Genomic DNA, 16,395 nt, shown 5'->3' with positions numbered 1-16,395 from the left:
CGCGCCCTGACTGCATATTCGCGCTCACCGCTACCGCTCACAGCAAATGCCCGAGCGCTGCGGTGAATCACCGCGCATGAACTCAATATTGATTCACATTAACGCGCGGGTTGTTCCGGCTGCTCTTCCGGCCAGTCCCGGATATAAGCTTTGAGCATGCGGTTCTCGAACCCCTGCTCTTCGACCACTGCTTTGGCAACGTCGTAAAACGAAATCACGCCCATCAGCGTGCGGCTTTCCAGTACCGGCAGATAGCGCACATGGTGCTCGAGCATCATGCGGCGGACTTCGTTCACGTCCGTTTCCGGCGTGCAGGTGAGCGGATGGTCGTCCATGACCTTGCGGATCGTGGAGGTGCCGACGCTGCCGCCGTTCTTGCTCAAGGTATTGATGATTTCGCGGAAGGTCAGCATGCCGACCAGGTCGCCGTATTCCATCACGACCAGCGAGCCGATGTCATGCTCGGCCATTGCGTTGACTGCTTCGTGCAGCGTGGTGTCCGGCGTGACCGTGAAAAGGGTGTTGCCTTTGACCTTAAGAATGTCGCTGACTCGCATGATCTGTCTCCCGAGATACCCGCTAAGCTGGTAGTGCATTAAATGATTTTTCGATCCTAGCGGAAAGACCCATAAAAGGAAAGCGGCCCGCCCACCAAGGCGTGACGGGCGTTCGCCCGGCTCGATCAGCGCTCGATTCCTGCTCGATCCGCATTGAATCCGTGCTCAGGCCGCGCCGGATTCGCGCCAATCCCACGCGATCTCCCCCCACGGCCGCGCCGGCGCATCGGGAAAACCGCGCTTGATACGCCCGATGCCGATGATAGGATGGCCGCCACTTTCACCTTTCGCGGGGCCGTTCGTGGTCTCGCCGCCCAGGATGTCCGCCAACCGTTTCGATACGCTTGCGCTGCACGCCGGCGCCGCGCCCGACCCCACCACCGGCGCGCGCGCCACGCCGATCTACCAGACTACCTCGTTTTCGTTCCGCGATTCCGACCACGCCGCGGCGCTCTTCAACATGGAGCGCGCCGGCCACGTGTACTCGCGCATCTCGAACCCGACCGTGGCGGTCTTCGAAGAGCGCGTGGCCGCGCTCGAAAACGGCGCGGGCGCGATCGGCACGGCCAGCGGCCAGGCAGCCCTGCATCTGGCGATCGCCACGCTGATGGGCGCAGGCGCGCATATCGTCGCCTCCAGCGCGTTGTATGGCGGCTCGCACAACCTGCTGCATTACACGTTGCGGCGCTTCGGCATCGAGACGACCTTCGTCAAACCCGGCGACATCGACGCGTGGCGCGCCGCGCTGCGCCCGAACACGCGCCTGCTGTTCGGCGAAACGCTCGGCAACCCGGGCCTCGATGTGCTCGACATTGCCGCCGTCGCGCAGATCGCGCACGAGCACCGCGTGCCGCTGCTGGTCGACTCGACCTTCACCACGCCGTATCTGCTCAAACCGTTCGAGCACGGCGCCGATTTCGTGTACCACTCCGCGACCAAGTTTCTGGGCGGCCACGGCACGACGATCGGCGGCGTACTGGTGGACGGCGGCACGTTCGACTTCGAGGCCTCCGGACTTTTCCCCGAATTCACCGAGCCTTACGACGGTTTTCACGGCATGGTGTTCAGCGAGGAAAGCACGGTCGCGCCTTTCCTGCTGCGCGCACGCCGCGAAGGTCTGCGCGACTTCGGCGCATGCCTGCATCCGCAGGCCGCGTGGCAGTTGCTGCAAGGCATTGAAACGCTGCCTTTGCGGATGGAACGGCACATTGCCAATACGCGCCGGGTGGTCGACTTTCTCGCGTCTCACGCGGCAGTCGCGGCGCTCGCCTACCCGGAGTTGCCGACGCATCCGGATCACGCGCTCGCCCAACGCCTGCTGCCGCGCGGCGCAGGTGCCGTGTTCAGCTTCGACTTGCGCGGTGGCCGCGCGGCCGGGCGCAGCTTTATCGAAGCACTCTCGCTGTTCTCGCATCTGGCGAATGTGGGCGACGCACGCTCGCTGGTGATCCATCCGGCATCGACGACACACTTCCGCATGGATGCCGCCGCGCTCGCCGCGGCCGGTATCGCCGAAGGCACGATCAGGCTGTCGATCGGCCTCGAAGATCCCGACGACCTGATCGACGACCTCAAGCGCGCGCTGAAAGCCGCGCAGAAAGCGGGCGGTTCGAGCGTGGCGCCAGCCGGCCGTGCCGCTGCGCCGAGCGCCGCCGACCAACCCCGCCCGGAGTCCGCATGATCCTCCACGTTCAAGGCCAACCCACCTACGCGTACACCGGCGGCAAACCGTTCGACGCCGCCTTGCCGACCGCCGTGTTCATCCACGGCGCGGAACACGACCACAGCGTGTGGGCGCTGCAAAGCCGCTACTTCGCCCACCACGGTTTCGGCGTGCTGGCGGTGGACCTACCCGGACACTGCCGCAGCAGCGGCCCGGCGCTCACCTCCGTGCCGGCCATGGCCGACTGGCTCGCCGCGCTACTCGACGCCGCCGGCGTGCAACGCGCGTTCGTGGCAGGCCACAGCATGGGCTCGCTAATCGCGCTCGACTTCGCCGGCCGCTACCCGGAGCGCGCGACGCACCTCGCGCTGCTCGCCACCGCGATCCCGATGACCGTCTCCGACACCCTGCTCGACGCCGCGCTGAATCGCGAGCCGGAGGCAATCGGCATGGTCAACGAATGGTCGCATTCGACATTCGCCGCCAAGCCCTCGTGCCCCGGCCCCGGCTTCTGGCTGCACGGCATGAACCAGCGGTTGATGGAACGCGTGTCGGCACGCGGCGAAGCCAATCTGTTCCACACCGACTTCAGCGCCTGCAACGGCTACGCGGACGGCCTCGCCCGCGCCGCCCAGGTGCGTTGCGCGACCCGCGTGGTGGTCGGCCGACGCGACGCGATGACGCCGCCACGCGCAGCCAGAGCGCTCGCCGACGCCCTCGCGCAAGCGGGCGTGGCAGTCGACACCGTCACGCTGGAGGCCGGCCACGCCTTGATGACCGAGCAACCCGACGCCACGCTCGACGCCCTCTTCAGTTTCGCCTCCCGGCCACCTCGCGACGCTCGCTAGCCGTTGCGAACCATCACGATAAGCGCGCCGGAAGCGGCGCGCCATCGGCCGAATGGCCAGGTTGCGCGCAGGAGTCGAATGGCCGCACAATGGGTCACGCCTGCCCTGTTTCGACCCTGCGCCGGGCATGCCGACGGCGCGCAACGAAACATCCTGGAAGCGACAGGCACGGAGTCGAGAAGCATGGAAATCCGGAGGCCGTGATGGCTCAAACCGCCCACACCGATCACTTCGCGAGTTTCGCGGAGTTTTATCCGTACTATCTGAGCGAGCATCGCAACACGGTCTCGCGGCGGCTGCATTTCGTGGGGTCGCTCGGCGTCATCGGCTGTCTGGCAATGGCGCTCGCCACCGGCGGCTGGCTGTGGCTGCCGGCGGCGGTAATCTGCGGGTACGGTTTTGCTTGGGTGGGGCATTTCTTCTTCGAGAAGAACCGGCCGGCTACTTTCCGGCACCCGGTGTATAGCCTGATGGGCGATTGGGTGATGTTCAAGGACATTTGCGTCGGCAAGATTTCGCTGTAGCGATTGAAAAAAGCCGCGTTGCCGCCGTGCTTTGTCATGCCAGCCGGAGACGCGGTGCGCTGAGCAGCATCAGGCCGCAGCAAACCGCCTCGGCTCGCTTCAAGCCGCCTGGTGCGGCATCGAGGCAGCGCTTTCTCCCCCTTCCTCGGCACGCCGCGCGCGGGCTGCAGCGCGTGCCGCGAGCAAAGCGGCGAGCGTCACTTTCTTCAGCTTGTCGTTGTCCAGGGCGGACAGTAGCGTATCGCCATCCACGCGGGTGGCGTCGAGTTCCAGCTGATACTCCAGCTCCACGCGGTCGATCACGAACAGATCGAACAGGCGCTCCACGGTGATCTGCGCCGGGTTGGCGAGCAGCAGGAAATGCGGGCGCATGCCGTCCTCCTGCAAGCGCGCGATCCACTCGATTTCCTCGAGCTTTTGCAGCAGGTTGATCGTGGTGTCCATATCGCGGCGAAGCATCCGCGAGAGTTCGGGCACCGTGTAACCGCGTTTGCCCGCGTCGCGTGCTTCCGAAAGTCGCGCAAGCAGTTCGAGCGAGTCGAACAGATCGCTGCCCTCGAACGTAGGCCGATGAAACTGGCCGATGCGGATCGCCGGCAATGCGGAGGCGATCATCGCGCCCGCGAGCGTGATGAACCAGCACAGGTACATCCATAGCAGGAACAACGGCACGGCGGCGAAGGCGCCGTACACGGCGGTGTAGGTCGGAATCCGGCGCACGTAATAGCCGAAACCGCGCTTGGCGAGTTCGAACGCGATCGCCGCGGTCACGCCGCCGATCACCGCGTCGCGCCACTCCACCCGGCAGTTCGGCAAATACACGTAGAGAATCGTGAAGGCCAGCGCCGTGAGCGGCAGCGCGGCGCCCGCGAGCGCCCATTCGATCAGCGGCGTGATGCGCTGCGCCGCCGAGAACGTCATGGATTGCGTGAACAGATACGAGGAAATCGACAGGCTCACGCCGATCAGCAATGGGCCGAGCGTAATGATCGCCCAGTAGACGAGAATGCGCTGCGCGATGGGCCGGGCCTTGCGCACGCGCCAGATCACGTTGAACGCGGATTCGACCGTCATCATGGTCATCACTGCCGTGAGAAACAGCAGGATCATGCCGATCGTGGTGAGGCCCTTGGCCTTGGACGCGAACTGGTTCAGATATTTGAAAATCTGACTGTTCAGTTGCGCGGGCATCAGGTGGTCGGCGAGGAAAAACTGCAGCGACTCCTGGAACGAACTGAAGATCGGGAACGCGGTGAACAGCGCGAACGCGACCGTGGCGAGCGGCACGAGCGCGAGCATGGTGGTGAACGTGAGGCTGCCGGCCACCTGCGGAATGCGGTCTTCGCTGCTACGCTGCGCGGCAAATTGCGCGAGCCTTTTGAGCGTGTCGAGATCGAAACGCACCCTGGACAACAAACCCACCTCCTTGCTTCGTCAACCCTTGTTTCTGGACCGTGCTTAGTGACCAGGCTTCGGGACCGAAGCAGGACGGGATCAGCACCTGGCCAGACCATTCCCAACACCTGGCCGAACGGCCATGAGTGGCCTCTGCAGCGGACCCAACCCCTATAATACCCGTTCACCGATGAGGCCTATGAAAGACATTCTCGTGCTCTATTACAGCCGTCACGGCGCCACGCGCGAGCTCGCGCTGGCGATCGCGCACGGCGTCGACAGCGTTCCCGGCATGCAGGCGCGCGTGCGCACGGTGCCGGCGGTTTCCGCCGTCTGCGAAGCCACGCAGCCGGACATTCCCGCCGAGGGCCCACCCTACGTCGAGCTGCGCGACCTCGAGGAATGCGCTGGTCTGGCGCTCGGTTCGCCCACCCGGTTCGGCAACATGGCCGCCTCGCTCAAATACTTTCTCGACGGCACCACGCCGCAGTGGCTAGCGGGTGCGTTGTCGGGCAAACCGGCCTGTGTGTTCACGTCGACGGGCAGTCTGCACGGCGGTCAGGAATCCACGTTGCTGTCCATGATGCTGCCGCTCCTGCATCACGGCATGCTGATCGTCGGCATTCCGTACACGGAGAGCGTGCTGTCCACTACCCAGACCGGCGGCACGCCGTACGGCGCGTCGCATTTCGCGCGCGCGGGCACGGCGGAGCAAGGCATCTCCGCCGACGAAAGAACCCTCGCCATGGCACTCGGCGCGCGCGTCGCGCGCACCGCGGCTTCCCTGAGCGACAGGCCGTGATAAACAAGCCCGATGCCCAGCCGGCCGGCACGTCGACCGTCAACCAGGCGAGCGGCGCGTCCGTGCCAGCGGCCTCTGCCTCGGCTGCATCCGTTGCCCCGTCCGCGACCATCGCACCGCCCGTGCCGCAAAAAACCGTTGCCGCGTATGGCGCCACGGCAGCGTTGATCGCGCTGATCGCGCTCACCGTCGCGTGGGAATGGTGGCTCGCGCCGCTGCGTCCAGGCGGCTCGGCGATGGTGTTGAAGGCGGTGCCGCTGCTGCTCGCGTTGCCGGGCGTCTGGCGGCGCCGGCTTTACACGCTGCAATGGGCGTCGATGCTGATCCTGCTGTATTTCGCGGAAGGCATTGTGCGCGGCTGGAGCGAGCGTGGTTTGAGCGCGCGTCTGGGCTGGCTCGAAGCCGCGCTCGCCGTGGTGTTTTTTGTCTGCACGCTGAGCTACGTCGCGCCGTTCAAACGCGCGGCGAAGCGGACAAAAAAGCAGCCAGGCACTCACGCCTGACGCAACGCCCGCCGCCACTCGTCTCCCCGCACCGAACCCGCTGACCGACCACCATGACCCAATCCGCTTTCCTCGCTGCCTGCCGTGACGCGATCGGCGCAACTCATGTCCTGACCGACGCGCACGACACCGCCCCCTACCTCACCGACTGGCGCCGCCGCTACACCGGCGCGGCCTGCGCGGTACTCTGCCCGGCCACCGCGAACGAAGCCGCCGCGCTCGTCAAACTCGCCGTCGAGCATCGCGTCGCGCTGGTGCCGCAGGGCGGCAACACCGGCCTCGCCGGCGGCGCTACACCGGACGCGAGCGGCGCACAGGCGGTGATCAGCTTGCGACGACTGAACCGCATCCGCGACATCGATCCGCACAACAACACGATCACCGTCGAAGCCGGCGTGATCCTCGCCGAAGTGCAGAAGCATGCCGACGAAGCCGGCCGCCTGTTCCCGTTGAGCCTCGCGGCCGAAGGCAGTTGCACGATCGGCGGCAATCTCGCCACCAATGCGGGCGGCACCGGCGTGCTGCGCTACGGCAACACGCGCGAGCTGTGCCTCGGCCTCGAAGTGGTCACGCCGCAAGGCGAACTGTGGGACGGCCTGCGCGGACTGCGCAAGGACAACACCGGCTACGATCTGCGCGATCTGTTCATCGGCGCCGAAGGCACCCTCGGCATCATCACCGCTGCCGTGCTCAAGCTGCATCCACGGCCGGCCGCGCGGGTCACGGCGCTCGCCGCGCTCGCGTCGCCGCACGCGGCGCTCGATTTTCTGTCGCTCACCCAACGCGTCGCCGGGCCGCTGCTGACCGGTTTCGAACTGATGTCGGATTTCTGCCTGCGTCTGGTCGGCCGCCATTTCGAGCAGATGCGCTATCCGTTCGCCGAGACCCACGCGCAAGTCGTGCTGCTGGAACTGTCGGACAGCGAAAGCGAGGAGCACGCGCGCGCGCTGTTCGAGCGTCTGATGGAAACCGCGCTCGAAGAAGGTCTCGTGCAGGACGCCGTGGTCGCGGAAAACCTCGCGCAATCGCGGGCGTTCTGGAATCTGCGCGAACATATTCCGCTCGCCCAGGCGGAGGAAGGTCTGAACATCAAGCACGACATCGCGGTACCGATTTCGCGCATCGGTCATTTCATCGAGGAGACCGATGCGGCGATCGCGCAGGCGGTGCCCGGCGTGCGCATGGTGACCTTCGGCCATCTCGGCGACGGTAACCTGCACTACAACGTGCAGGCGCCCGAGGGCGTCGACGCGAAGGTATTTCTCGAGCAGTACCAGAGCCCGATCAACCAGATCGTCTACGACAGCGTGCACCGGCACCGCGGCAGCATCAGCGCGGAACACGGGCTCGGCCAGTTGAAGATCGATGAAGCAATGCACTACAAGCAGGACGTGGAAGTGCGATTGATGCACGCTGTCAAACGCGCGCTCGATCCGCTGAATCTGATGAACCCAGGCAAGGTGCTACGCTAGGGTCTCGCGCCGCCGCCCTCCCCGGTGGCGGCATTAGCAGGAGTCGTGGCCGTGAAGATTCGAGTGCTGTCCGATCTGCATCTGGAGAACGACGAACCCGAGCTGATTCCGCATGCTCAGGCCGACCTGATCGTGCTGGCGGGTGACATCCACAATCACGCGGCCGGCCCGCGCTGGGCCGCGCAGACTTTCGACGATACCGTGCCGGTGGTCTACGTGCCCGGCAATCACGAGTACTACGACGGCGAATTCGGCGCGCTCGATTCCGCGCTCTACGACGCGGCCGCGCAGGTCGACAACGTGCATGTGTTGAACAACGCCACGCTGGTCGATCCGCAAGGTCGGTGGCGCGTGCTCGGCACGACCTTATGGACCGACTTCGCGCTGTATGGCGCCGACCCCGCCACGCTGGCCGATTCGATCGATGCCGCGCGCCGCACCATGCTGGATTTTCGCGGCCCGATCCAGACGAACTGGCCGCACGACACGCACGACGCCCCGCGCGACTTCACGCCTCGCGACTCGCTGGCCTTGCACGAGCGGGCGCGCAGTTGGCTCGAAGGCGAGTTGGCCAGACCGTTCGACGGCCAGACGATCGTCGTCACGCATCACGCGCCGCATCGGCTGAGTCTGGCCGAGCGGTATGCCGGCGACCGCGTGTCGGCGGGCTTCGTCAGTCATTTGCCGGAACTGGTGCGCGCGCCGGTCGCGCTGTGGATTCATGGCCACACGCATACGCCGTTCGACTACACCGTGAACGGCACGCGCGTGGTCTGCAATCCGCGCGGCTATTTCGACCGCCGCACCGGGCAATGGGAAAATCCGGCGTTCAGATGGGATAAGGTGGTCGAGATCTAATCCGTCACGCCGGTCGTCTCCGGAGGTCGCTCATGTGTGGTCGAATCAGTCAGTACCGCGATCCGCGCCTTTACACGCAGCATCTGGGTCTCGCCGATCCGCTGATGCTGTTCGACGCCGCCGACCGTCGCCCCGGCTATAACCTCGCACCGGGCACCCATCCGCTGGCGATTTTTGCCGATCAAACGCTGCGCCCGGTTCACTGGGGCTATTGCCCGGACTGGGCGCGCGAGCAGCATCTGCCGCAGACCATCAACGCACGCGCCGACGCCGCGCCGACCGCGCGCTATTTCGAGGAACTGTGGAAAACCGGCCGGGTATTGGTGCCGGCGGACGGCTGGTTCGAATGGCGCAGAACAGGCGCGCCGATCGTGGAAAACGCCGGCAACGCGCCCGAAGCGGTGCCGACCGGCGCATCGTCCGACGCGATGTCGCGCCAACCCTACTTTGTGCATCTGAAAAGCGCCGCGCCGATGTATCTGGCGGCGCTATCGAGCGTACGCGGCTCGGAGCCGCAAACGGAGGGGATGGGTCTGGTGATCGTGACGGCAAACGCCGACGCAGGTCTGGTCGATGTCTACGACCGCCGCCCGCTGGCATTCGGGCCGGAAGCGGCGCGCCGCTGGCTGGAACCGGATTTACCGGCCGATGAGCTGGAGCAACTGGCGCGCACGGGCGGCCTCGCGGCCGGGCGATTCCGCTGGCATCGCGTGAGTCACGACGTGGATCGCACGCTCAACGACGAGCCGGGTTTGATCGAGGCGCTGGCGTGAAAAGCTGAAAGGCTAAACACGCGGGCACAGTGCGAACACCGCCCGCGAATTTTACCGATCGTGCCGCTGCGCCCGCGAATCGGCGCGCTTGACCTTGACCGGCACCAGTTGCGGCTGCTGCTCGCGCAGCCGGCGCAGCAAATCGCGCGATGCGGCGAACGCGATCAGTCCAAACATGACGGCCACGCCGATCATCAGATGCGTATCCATGAATCCCTCGTCCTTCGATTAGTGCGATTTACTGACCCGCAGCCGCCCAGCAGCCGCCCAATAGCGAAATTGAACGCGCCCGGCTGAAGCGGCAGCGCATGAACGACACGTTAGCAAATCGACCGCACGCCAGAAGTAAGGAAATGTTGCGGCGCGGCAGCTCTGTAACAGTCGTTCACACCCGCGCGAACTGCCGCAACTCTTCCTGATCCGCGGCCAGCGTGGCGGGCAGTTCGTCGCGCAGGAATTCCACCCAGGTGCGGATTTTCGCGTCCAGATACTGGCGCGACGGATACAGCGCGTACAGATTCATTTCCTGCGACGTGTACTCGGGCAACAGCCAGACGAGATTGCCGCTACGCAAACCGCTGATCGCCGAGTAGATCGGAATCAGCCCGATCCCCATGCCCCGACTGACCGCGACCGCCATGGCTTCGGCCACATTCACCTGAAACCGGGACGAACCCAGCGCGACCGTTTCCTCGCCGTTCGGACCGTCGAAAGTCCATTTGTCGGTAGGAAACACCGGCGTCACCATTTGCATGCAGGTGTGCTGGGCGAGATCGGCAGGCGTCTGCGGCACGCCGTGCCGCTCCAGATAACCCGGCGACGCACACACGATGCTGAACGCGCTGCCCAGCCGCTGCGACACGAGCCCCGAATCCGGCAAGCCGGCGGTGGCCAGTGTCAACGACACGTCGAAACCCTCGTCGAGCAGATCGGGCATGCGCTGCGCGAGCGTCAACTCGATCTGCACCTCCGGATAGCGCTCCTGATAAAGGCCGACGGCGGGCACCACATAGTGCTGCCCGAAGCTCGTCATGGCATGCACCTTCAGTTTGCCGGCCGGGCGCGCGTGCGCGTCGCCCGCCTCGGCTTCCGCCTGATCGACGTAGGCGAGGATCTGCTCGCAGCGTTGCAGGTAGCGCTCGCCGGCTTCCGTCAGCGCAATGCGGCGCGTGGTGCGGTTCAGCAGACGCGTGCGCAGATGCGCTTCGAGATCGGACACGGCGCGCGACGCGTACGCCGTGGTCGTGTTCAGGTGCTGCGCGGCGCCTGTAAAGCTGCCTGCTTCGACCACACGAACGAATACACGCATGTTTTGAAGCGTATCCATAACCTTCCTCTTTTATCGGCAGCGATTGTTACATGTTTCGCAAAGGCGATTGTCTCAGATTACGTAAAAATGCCTTGCATCTTTACAGGTTATTCCCCAATCAATCAAAAAATATAATGACGCACAAGCTTCTATAGTCAATTTTGGAGGAAATCGTGCAGTCTCCGGTACAAAAAGGGATCGCCGCAGCTGCGGTTCTTACGATCCTATTAACAATCGCCGGCTGTGCAAGTACCGGAGGCATTGCTCCGCAAGCGAGCGCGGTGGCGCCCTCCTCGCTCGACGTGGGCAACGCGATCCGCGCCGCCGACGCAGACGCCCAGTGGCCCGCCGCCGACTGGTGGCGCGCCTATAACGATCCGCAGCTCGACGAGTGGATCGCCGCCGCGCAGGCCGGCAATCCGAATCTCGCGGCAGCCCAGGCGCGCGTGCGCGAGGCCATGTCGATGGCGGGCGTGGCGCGCTCGGCGCTGGCGCCGCAGGTCAACGGCAGCCTGTCGGTGCAGCGTCAGAAGTGGGCCGACAACGTGTACTACGGCCCGGGCCCGCTGGCAGGCGAGCAATCCTGGAACAACACCGGCACGCTCGGTCTGTCGTATCACCTCGATCTCTGGGGCAAGGACAGCAACGCCGCCGAACGCGCGCTCGACGCCGCCCACGCCAGCGCCGCGGATGCCCGCGCCGCCCAGCTCGAACTGGAAGGCAACGTGGTGCGCACGTACATCGAAATGTCGATGAACTACGCGCTGCTCGACATCGCCCGCGCGACCCTGAAGCAACAGCAGCAGATCGTCGATCTCGCCAACCGCCGGCTGAAGGGCGGCATCGGCACGCAGCTCGACGTGAGCCAGGCCGAAACGCCGCTGCCGGAATACGACCGCCAGATCGACGCGCTCGACGAGCAGATCGCGCTCGGCCGCAACCAGCTGGCCGCGCTGGCCGGCAAAGGTCCGGGCGCGGGCGATGCGATCCAGCGCCCGACGTTGTCGCTGGATACCGCGCCGGCCAGCCTGCCGGCCAGCTTGCCCGCCGATCTGATCGGCCATCGGCCGGACGTGGTCGCGGCGCGCTGGACCGTGGCGGCGCAGGCGCGCGGCATCGACGTCGCCAAGGCCGACTTCTATCCGGACATCAACCTGCTCGCGTCGATTGGCGGTTATGCGGCGATGGGGCCGCTGTTCCAGTTCCTGAAGAATCCCTCGCATAGCTGGAGCGCGGGGCCGGCGCTGTCGCTGCCGATTCTCGACGGCGGCCGCTTGCGCTCGCAGCTCGGCGCGGCGTCGGCGGGTTACGACGAGGCGGTCGATCGCTATAACCAGTCGATCGTCGGCGCGTTGAAGGACGTCTCCGATCAGGTGATCCGGATCCGCTCGCTCGCCACCCAGGCGGCCGATGCCGACCGTTCGGTCGCCGCTGCCCGCAAGAACTACGATCTGTCGCGCGAAGGTTACCGGCGCGGCCTGACCGACTATCTGAACGTGCTGGTCGCGCAGAACCAGTTGCTGCGCGCGCAGGAAGGCGTGGCGAAGATTCAGGCCGAGCGGCTGGGCGCGCATGCGTCGCTGGTCACGGCCCTGGGCGGCGGGCTCGACGAACCGGCCAACGGTCCGCAGGCGAACGAGACGCTGCCAGCGCATGGCAAGAGTCATGGCAATGGCGGCAAAGGCAACGCGGCAGGCGATCCTGCCGCAAGCGCCGTGAAACCCGCTGACGTGTCCGTTCAAACCGGCGCGGCGAGCCACGCGGGTAACACGACCGCGTCCGCGCCCGCGCTCGAGTGAGGAAACCGGCCATGTCAGCCTCCCCTGCCTCCGCCGCGCGCCCGACGTCGCTCGCCACGCTCTACGCGGCCGCCGCCGACTGGGCGCGCAACGACGGCCTCACGTGGATCTATCTGTTCAAGGCGCTCGCCGCCTGTTTCCTCGCGCTCGGCATTGCGATGAAGCTCGACCTGCCGCAGCCGCGCACCGCGATGACCACCGTGTTCATCGTGATGCAGCCGCAAAGCGGCATGGTGTTCGCGAAGAGTTTCTACCGGATCTGCGGCACCCTCGTCGGCCTCGTCGTGATGCTTGCGTTGATCGGCCTGTTCGCGCAGCAGCCCGAGTTGTTCATCGCCACGACCGCGATCTGGGTCGGCATCTGCACCGCCGGCGCCGCGCGCAACCGCAACTTCAAGTCGTACGGTTTCGTGCTGGCCGGCTATACCGCCGCGCTGATCGGCATCCCCGCTTCGCAGCATCCGGACGGCGCGTTTCTCAGCGCGCTGACGCGGGTTGCCGAGGTCGTGCTCGGGATCGTCTGCGCGGGCGCGGTCAGCGGCCTGGTGTTTCCGCAGTTCGCCGGTTTGCAGATGCGCGGCACGGTGCGGGCGCGTTTTTCGTCGTTCGTCGAGTATGTGTCCGCGTCGCTCGCGGGCCGTAACGACCGCGCGCAGATCGAAGCGACCAATGCGCGCTTCGTCGCCGATATCGTCGGCTTCGAAGCGGCGCGCAGCGTGGCCGTGTTCGAAGGGCCCGATTCGCGGATGCGCGGCGGCCGTCTCGCGCGGCTGAACAGCGAGTTCATGACCGCCTCGACGCGCTTTCACGCGCTGCATCAACTGATGAACCGGCTGCGCGAAACAGACACGCAGGGCGCGTCGATCGCGATCGACGCCCTCGAACCGTACTTCAAGGAAATCGCGCCACTGCTCGCGAAGTCTGGCGAGCCCGTGCTGAGCGCCGCCGATGCCGCCCATGCCGCCGCCCAGCTCGACGCCTACAAGACCGACTTGCCCAGGCGCGTGCGCGCGACGCGCTGCGCGCTCGAAGCGCACCCCGACGCGCCGTTGCTCGACTTCGATACCGGCGCAGAGCTGCTGTACCGCTTTATCGACGAGCTGCATGCGTATGCGGCCACCTACGCCTCGCTCTCCGTCGACACGCACGAGCGCGAACGGTGGATCGAGCGTTACGAGCCGAAGACCAACGCGATCGCGGCGGGCGTCGCGGGCGTACGGGCCGCCCTCGTGATGATGGTGCTCGGCGCGTTCTGGATCGCGACCGCGTGGCCGAGCGGTTCGACCTTGACGCTGGACGCGGCCGCCGTGTGCGCGCTCGCCTCGGCGTCGCCGAATCCGAAGCGCACCGCGTTCCAGATGGCCGGCGGCACGCTGGTCGCCTCGGTGATGGGGATGATCGCGGTGTACGGGGTGTATCCGCACATCGACGGCTTTCCGCTGTTGTGCGCGGCGCTCACGCCGTTCCTGCTGTTCGGCGTGTTCATGACGACGCGCCCCGCCCTGGCCGGCTATGGCGTCGGCTACTGCATCTTCTTCTGCTTTCTGGCCGGCCCCGACAACGTGATCCACTACGACCCGAGCGGCACGATCAACGACGCGATTGCGCTGGTGCTGTCGATGCTGGTGGTGTCGATTGCGTTCGCCGTGCTGCTGCCGCCGTCGACGCCGTGGCTGCGCAACCGTCTGCTGGTGGATTTGCGCCGTCAGGTGGCGCTGGCGAGCCGCGCGGGCATGCGGCGGGTGCGTTCGCGCTTCGAGAGCGGCGCGCGCGATCTGATGTTCCAGATCAACGCGCTCGCGCAGAACGAGCCCGAACTGAAGCGCGACACGTTGCGCTGGCTGTTCGCGGTGCTCGAAGTGGGCAACGCGGTGATCGATCTGCGCCGCGAAGTGGCGACGCTGCCCGCCGACGCGCGCTACGCGAAGTCGATGCCGTGGCGCGTCAAGTTACGGGCGATGCGCGATGCGCTGACCGCGCTGTTCGAGCGTCCGCGCGAAGACCGCTTCGACCGCGCGCTGGCCGCCACCGCCGACGCAATCGCCGCGCTTCAGCAGATGCTCGCCACCTTCACGCCGCCGCGCGAGGAGCGTCATCAACTGCAACGCATGCTGAGTCAATTGCATTTCATCCGTACCGCGCTGCTCGATCCGCAATCGCCGCTCGAGCCGTTGATGAGCGGCCGCGCCGGCGCCGAGGCTGCGTCAGAGAAAGGAGTTCGTCATGCCACGTGATATCGCCGTATTCGACGCCTACGTGCCAGCCATCGTGCTGCTGTTTATCGCGGGCGCCGCGCTTACCTGGGTGCTGGACCGCGTGATCGCCTATACGGGTGTGTATCGCGTGGTATGGCATCCGTCCTTGTTCCGGGCCAGCTTGCTCGTGTGTGTGTGCGGCGTGCTGGGTCTCGCCGTTTATCGTTGATCAGAGTCGAATCATGACCATCCGAAATCTTGTGGGCTTCGTCGCGACAGCCGTTATTTTTATCGTCGCGATTTTAATTGGGCGCGTGTTATGGGTGCACTACATGGATGAACCGTGGACGCGCGATGGACGCGTGCGCGCAGAGATCGTCAATGTGGCGCCGGATGTTTCCGGGGCCGTGGTCGATCTGCCCGTGAAGGATAACCAGTTGGTGAAGAAGGGCGATCTGTTGATGCAGATCGATCCTTCGTACTATGAGATCGCGGTTGAGCAGGCGCAGGCCGCGGTGGCGGCTCGCAAGGCCGAATTGCAGATGAAACGCGACGATGCGCAGCGGCGTGCGGATATGGATGCCTTGGTGGTGTCCAAGGAAAGTCGCGAGAATGCGACTCATACGGCTTCGGCTGCCGAGGCTTCCTATCAACAGGCGTTGGCCGCGCTCGATGCTGCGAAGTTGAATCTGGCACGGACGCGGGTTGTTTCGCCGGTTGATGGGTATGTGACGAATCTGAATGTTTATCGCGGGGATTATGCGACGGCTGGTTCAGCCAAGCTGGCTATTGTCGATAGTCACTCGTTCTGGGTTTATGGGTACTTTGAGGAGACCAAGCTTCCTCATGTGCGAGTTGGCGATAAGGCCGAGGTCAGGTTGATGAGTGGGGGGACCTTGCAGGGGCATGTGGAGAGTATTTCTCGGGGTATTTACGATCGGGATAATCCGGAAAGTCGGGAGCTGCTTGCTGATGTTAATCCTACTTTTAACTGGGTTAGGTTGGCGCAGCGGGTGCCGGTTCGGGTCAGTATTGATTCGGTTCCCGAGGGGGTTGTTTTGGCGGCTGGGATTACTTGTACTGTTGTTGTTAGGCCGGGGTAGGGGTTTTTTTTTGGGTTGTGGTGGGGGTGGGGTGGGATCTTTTTGGTGTTGGCCTTTCCTTGTTTTCTTGGTGGTCTATTAGCGTTGCCCCTGTGCGGGGCGGCACTAACTTCTCTTTGCCGCGGCAAAGAGAAGTCAGCAAGAGAAAGCCGCTCACACCGCTAATTCTTAAGCGGGTTCCGTGGTCCGCGATGGGTAGTGGTGCATCTGGAATCCGTGCCCTCGCGCATTCCGCGTTCGTGACACAGCAGTCATTCCTCCGGCGGCGCTGCGCGCGCCCCCGCGGTCGTTCAGGCACGCTCGCTGCCGGGCGGGTCCGGGCGGTCGGTCATCAACCATTTGTGAGCTCGCCGGATATTTCGGCGCCCTGCCGAGGCGAAGCCGACGGCCCCCGCCGCGCACGGGAAAACCGCTGGTTCGGGCGAGCCGTGCCGGCGAGCGCGCAGCGCAAGGCGGGATGAATGACGGCCTTGTCACGAGCGCGGAATGTGCGAGAGCAGAACCTGTCCGCATTTTTGTGTGCGAGGCGGTTTAAAGATTTCTAGCCACGTGCGAGCGTGAAGCGCTCGCCAAACAGGATAGCAAACTGGTTCA

At 65.2% G+C, this 16,395-nt stretch carries 17 protein-coding genes; 12 read left to right on the top strand and 5 right to left on the bottom strand.

All coding sequences use genetic code 11. From position 1 onward, the window contains the following. Positions 1-98: 98 nt before the first annotated feature. Together BX591_RS32820 and BX591_RS36670 are read right to left on the bottom strand one after the other, a co-directional pair. The gene (locus tag BX591_RS32820; protein WP_111935479.1) at positions 99-557 is read right to left on the bottom strand and encodes a CBS domain-containing protein; all 459 of its coding nucleotides are present in this window, start codon (positions 555-557) and stop codon (positions 99-101) included. A 165-nt stretch (positions 558-722) separates the two neighbouring features. Next, positions 723-887: a hypothetical protein gene (locus BX591_RS36670; RefSeq protein ID WP_167444661.1), complete on the bottom strand. Its 165-nt coding sequence runs from the start codon at positions 885-887 to the stop codon at positions 723-725. Here BX591_RS36670 and BX591_RS32815 point away from each other — a divergent pair. From BX591_RS32815 to BX591_RS32805, 3 genes are all read left to right on the top strand, one after another. Beyond that, on the top strand, positions 877-2,238 hold the full coding sequence (locus tag BX591_RS32815; protein WP_111935478.1) for an O-acetylhomoserine aminocarboxypropyltransferase: 1,362 nt from the start codon (positions 877-879) through the stop codon (positions 2,236-2,238). The genes BX591_RS36670 and BX591_RS32815 overlap by 11 nt on opposite strands. Next, positions 2,235-3,068: an alpha/beta fold hydrolase gene (locus BX591_RS32810; protein WP_111935477.1), complete on the top strand. Its 834-nt coding sequence runs from the start codon at positions 2,235-2,237 to the stop codon at positions 3,066-3,068. Before BX591_RS32815 ends, BX591_RS32810 begins: the two co-directional genes overlap by 4 nt. 203 nt (positions 3,069-3,271) lie before the next feature. Further along, positions 3,272-3,592 (top strand): Mpo1-like protein, encoded by a 321-nt coding sequence (locus BX591_RS32805; RefSeq protein ID WP_111935476.1) that lies wholly within the window; start codon positions 3,272-3,274, stop codon positions 3,590-3,592. 99 nt (positions 3,593-3,691) lie between these two features. On the opposite strand, the gene BX591_RS32800 is transcribed toward BX591_RS32805, so the two are convergent. Next, positions 3,692-5,008: a YihY family inner membrane protein gene (locus BX591_RS32800; protein WP_111935475.1), complete on the bottom strand. Its 1,317-nt coding sequence runs from the start codon at positions 5,006-5,008 to the stop codon at positions 3,692-3,694. Between the two features lie 178 nt (positions 5,009-5,186). Between BX591_RS32800 and wrbA the strand changes: the two genes are divergently transcribed. The 5 genes from wrbA to BX591_RS32775 all read left to right on the top strand — a co-directional run bounded on the left by wrbA (position 5,187) and on the right by BX591_RS32775 (position 9,395). Then, entirely contained in the window at positions 5,187-5,789 is a 603-nt protein-coding gene (gene wrbA / locus BX591_RS32795) for an NAD(P)H:quinone oxidoreductase (RefSeq protein WP_111935474.1), read from the top strand. A gap of 110 nt (positions 5,790-5,899) precedes the next feature. Then, positions 5,900-6,292, top strand: a complete 393-nt coding sequence (locus BX591_RS32790; protein WP_111935510.1) for a DUF2069 domain-containing protein — start codon at positions 5,900-5,902, stop codon at positions 6,290-6,292. A 53-nt stretch (positions 6,293-6,345) separates the two neighbouring features. Beyond that, complete coding sequence (locus BX591_RS32785; RefSeq protein WP_111935473.1) at positions 6,346-7,764, top strand: FAD-binding oxidoreductase; 1,419 nt, start codon at positions 6,346-6,348, stop codon at positions 7,762-7,764. Positions 7,765-7,815: 51 nt separating this feature from the next. After that, positions 7,816-8,622, top strand: a complete 807-nt coding sequence (locus BX591_RS32780) for a metallophosphoesterase (RefSeq protein ID WP_111935509.1) — start codon at positions 7,816-7,818, stop codon at positions 8,620-8,622. A gap of 32 nt (positions 8,623-8,654) precedes the next feature. Continuing rightward, positions 8,655-9,395 (top strand): SOS response-associated peptidase family protein, encoded by a 741-nt coding sequence (locus BX591_RS32775; protein ID WP_111935472.1) that lies wholly within the window; start codon positions 8,655-8,657, stop codon positions 9,393-9,395. Positions 9,396-9,446: 51 nt separating this feature from the next. Here the strand turns inward: BX591_RS32775 and BX591_RS36665 are convergent, their stop codons facing one another. Both BX591_RS36665 and BX591_RS32770 read right to left on the bottom strand, forming a co-directional pair. After that, positions 9,447-9,605: a hypothetical protein gene (locus BX591_RS36665; protein WP_167444660.1), complete on the bottom strand. Its 159-nt coding sequence runs from the start codon at positions 9,603-9,605 to the stop codon at positions 9,447-9,449. A 175-nt stretch (positions 9,606-9,780) separates the two neighbouring features. Then, complete coding sequence (locus tag BX591_RS32770; RefSeq protein WP_111935471.1) at positions 9,781-10,722, bottom strand: LysR family transcriptional regulator; 942 nt, start codon at positions 10,720-10,722, stop codon at positions 9,781-9,783. A gap of 155 nt (positions 10,723-10,877) precedes the next feature. Here BX591_RS32770 and BX591_RS32765 point away from each other — a divergent pair, with 155 nt between their 5' ends. From BX591_RS32765 to BX591_RS32750, 4 genes are read left to right on the top strand one after another with little or no spacing between them, the layout of a single operon-like run. Continuing rightward, on the top strand, positions 10,878-12,503 hold the full coding sequence (locus BX591_RS32765; RefSeq protein WP_111935508.1) for an efflux transporter outer membrane subunit: 1,626 nt from the start codon (positions 10,878-10,880) through the stop codon (positions 12,501-12,503). An 11-nt stretch (positions 12,504-12,514) separates the two neighbouring features. Beyond that, the gene (locus tag BX591_RS32760; protein ID WP_111935470.1) at positions 12,515-14,737 is read left to right on the top strand and encodes an FUSC family protein; all 2,223 of its coding nucleotides are present in this window, start codon (positions 12,515-12,517) and stop codon (positions 14,735-14,737) included. Beyond that, entirely contained in the window at positions 14,727-14,927 is a 201-nt protein-coding gene (locus BX591_RS32755; protein ID WP_012433767.1) for a DUF1656 domain-containing protein, read from the top strand. The genes BX591_RS32760 and BX591_RS32755 overlap by 11 nt, the downstream gene beginning before the upstream one ends. Before the next feature lie 13 nt (positions 14,928-14,940). Beyond that, positions 14,941-15,801 carry an efflux RND transporter periplasmic adaptor subunit gene (locus tag BX591_RS32750; RefSeq protein WP_111935469.1) on the top strand — a complete coding sequence of 287 codons (861 nt, stop codon included), beginning with the start codon at positions 14,941-14,943 and terminating at the stop codon, positions 15,799-15,801. The last annotated feature ends 594 nt before the right edge of the window (positions 15,802-16,395 follow it).

This window comes from Paraburkholderia bryophila (assembly GCF_003269035.1).
GTDB lineage: Bacteria > Pseudomonadota > Gammaproteobacteria > Burkholderiales > Burkholderiaceae > Paraburkholderia > Paraburkholderia bryophila.
The sequence above is the reverse complement of the archived record's forward strand: the minus strand, read 5'-3'. Positions and strand labels throughout refer to the sequence as shown.

Excerpts from the sequence above, each read along its gene's own strand:
- BX591_RS32820 (WP_111935479.1), bottom strand. The coding sequence starts at position 557 with ATGCGAGTCAGCGACATTCTTAAGGTCAAAGGCAACACCCTTTTCACG.
- BX591_RS32815 (WP_111935478.1), top strand. The coding sequence starts at position 877 with ATGTCCGCCAACCGTTTCGATACGCTTGCGCTGCACGCCGGCGCCGCG.
- BX591_RS32810 (WP_111935477.1), top strand. The coding sequence starts at position 2,235 with ATGATCCTCCACGTTCAAGGCCAACCCACCTACGCGTACACCGGCGGC.
- BX591_RS32805 (WP_111935476.1), top strand. The coding sequence starts at position 3,272 with ATGGCTCAAACCGCCCACACCGATCACTTCGCGAGTTTCGCGGAGTTT.
- wrbA (WP_111935474.1), top strand. The coding sequence starts at position 5,187 with ATGAAAGACATTCTCGTGCTCTATTACAGCCGTCACGGCGCCACGCGC.
- BX591_RS32785 (WP_111935473.1), top strand. The coding sequence starts at position 6,346 with ATGACCCAATCCGCTTTCCTCGCTGCCTGCCGTGACGCGATCGGCGCA.
- BX591_RS32775 (WP_111935472.1), top strand. The coding sequence starts at position 8,655 with ATGTGTGGTCGAATCAGTCAGTACCGCGATCCGCGCCTTTACACGCAG.
- BX591_RS36665 (WP_167444660.1), bottom strand. The coding sequence starts at position 9,605 with ATGGATACGCATCTGATGATCGGCGTGGCCGTCATGTTTGGACTGATC.
- BX591_RS32770 (WP_111935471.1), bottom strand. The coding sequence starts at position 10,722 with ATGGATACGCTTCAAAACATGCGTGTATTCGTTCGTGTGGTCGAAGCA.
- BX591_RS32760 (WP_111935470.1), top strand. The coding sequence starts at position 12,515 with ATGTCAGCCTCCCCTGCCTCCGCCGCGCGCCCGACGTCGCTCGCCACG.
- BX591_RS32755 (WP_012433767.1), top strand. The coding sequence starts at position 14,727 with ATGCCACGTGATATCGCCGTATTCGACGCCTACGTGCCAGCCATCGTG.
- BX591_RS32750 (WP_111935469.1), top strand. The coding sequence starts at position 14,941 with ATGACCATCCGAAATCTTGTGGGCTTCGTCGCGACAGCCGTTATTTTT.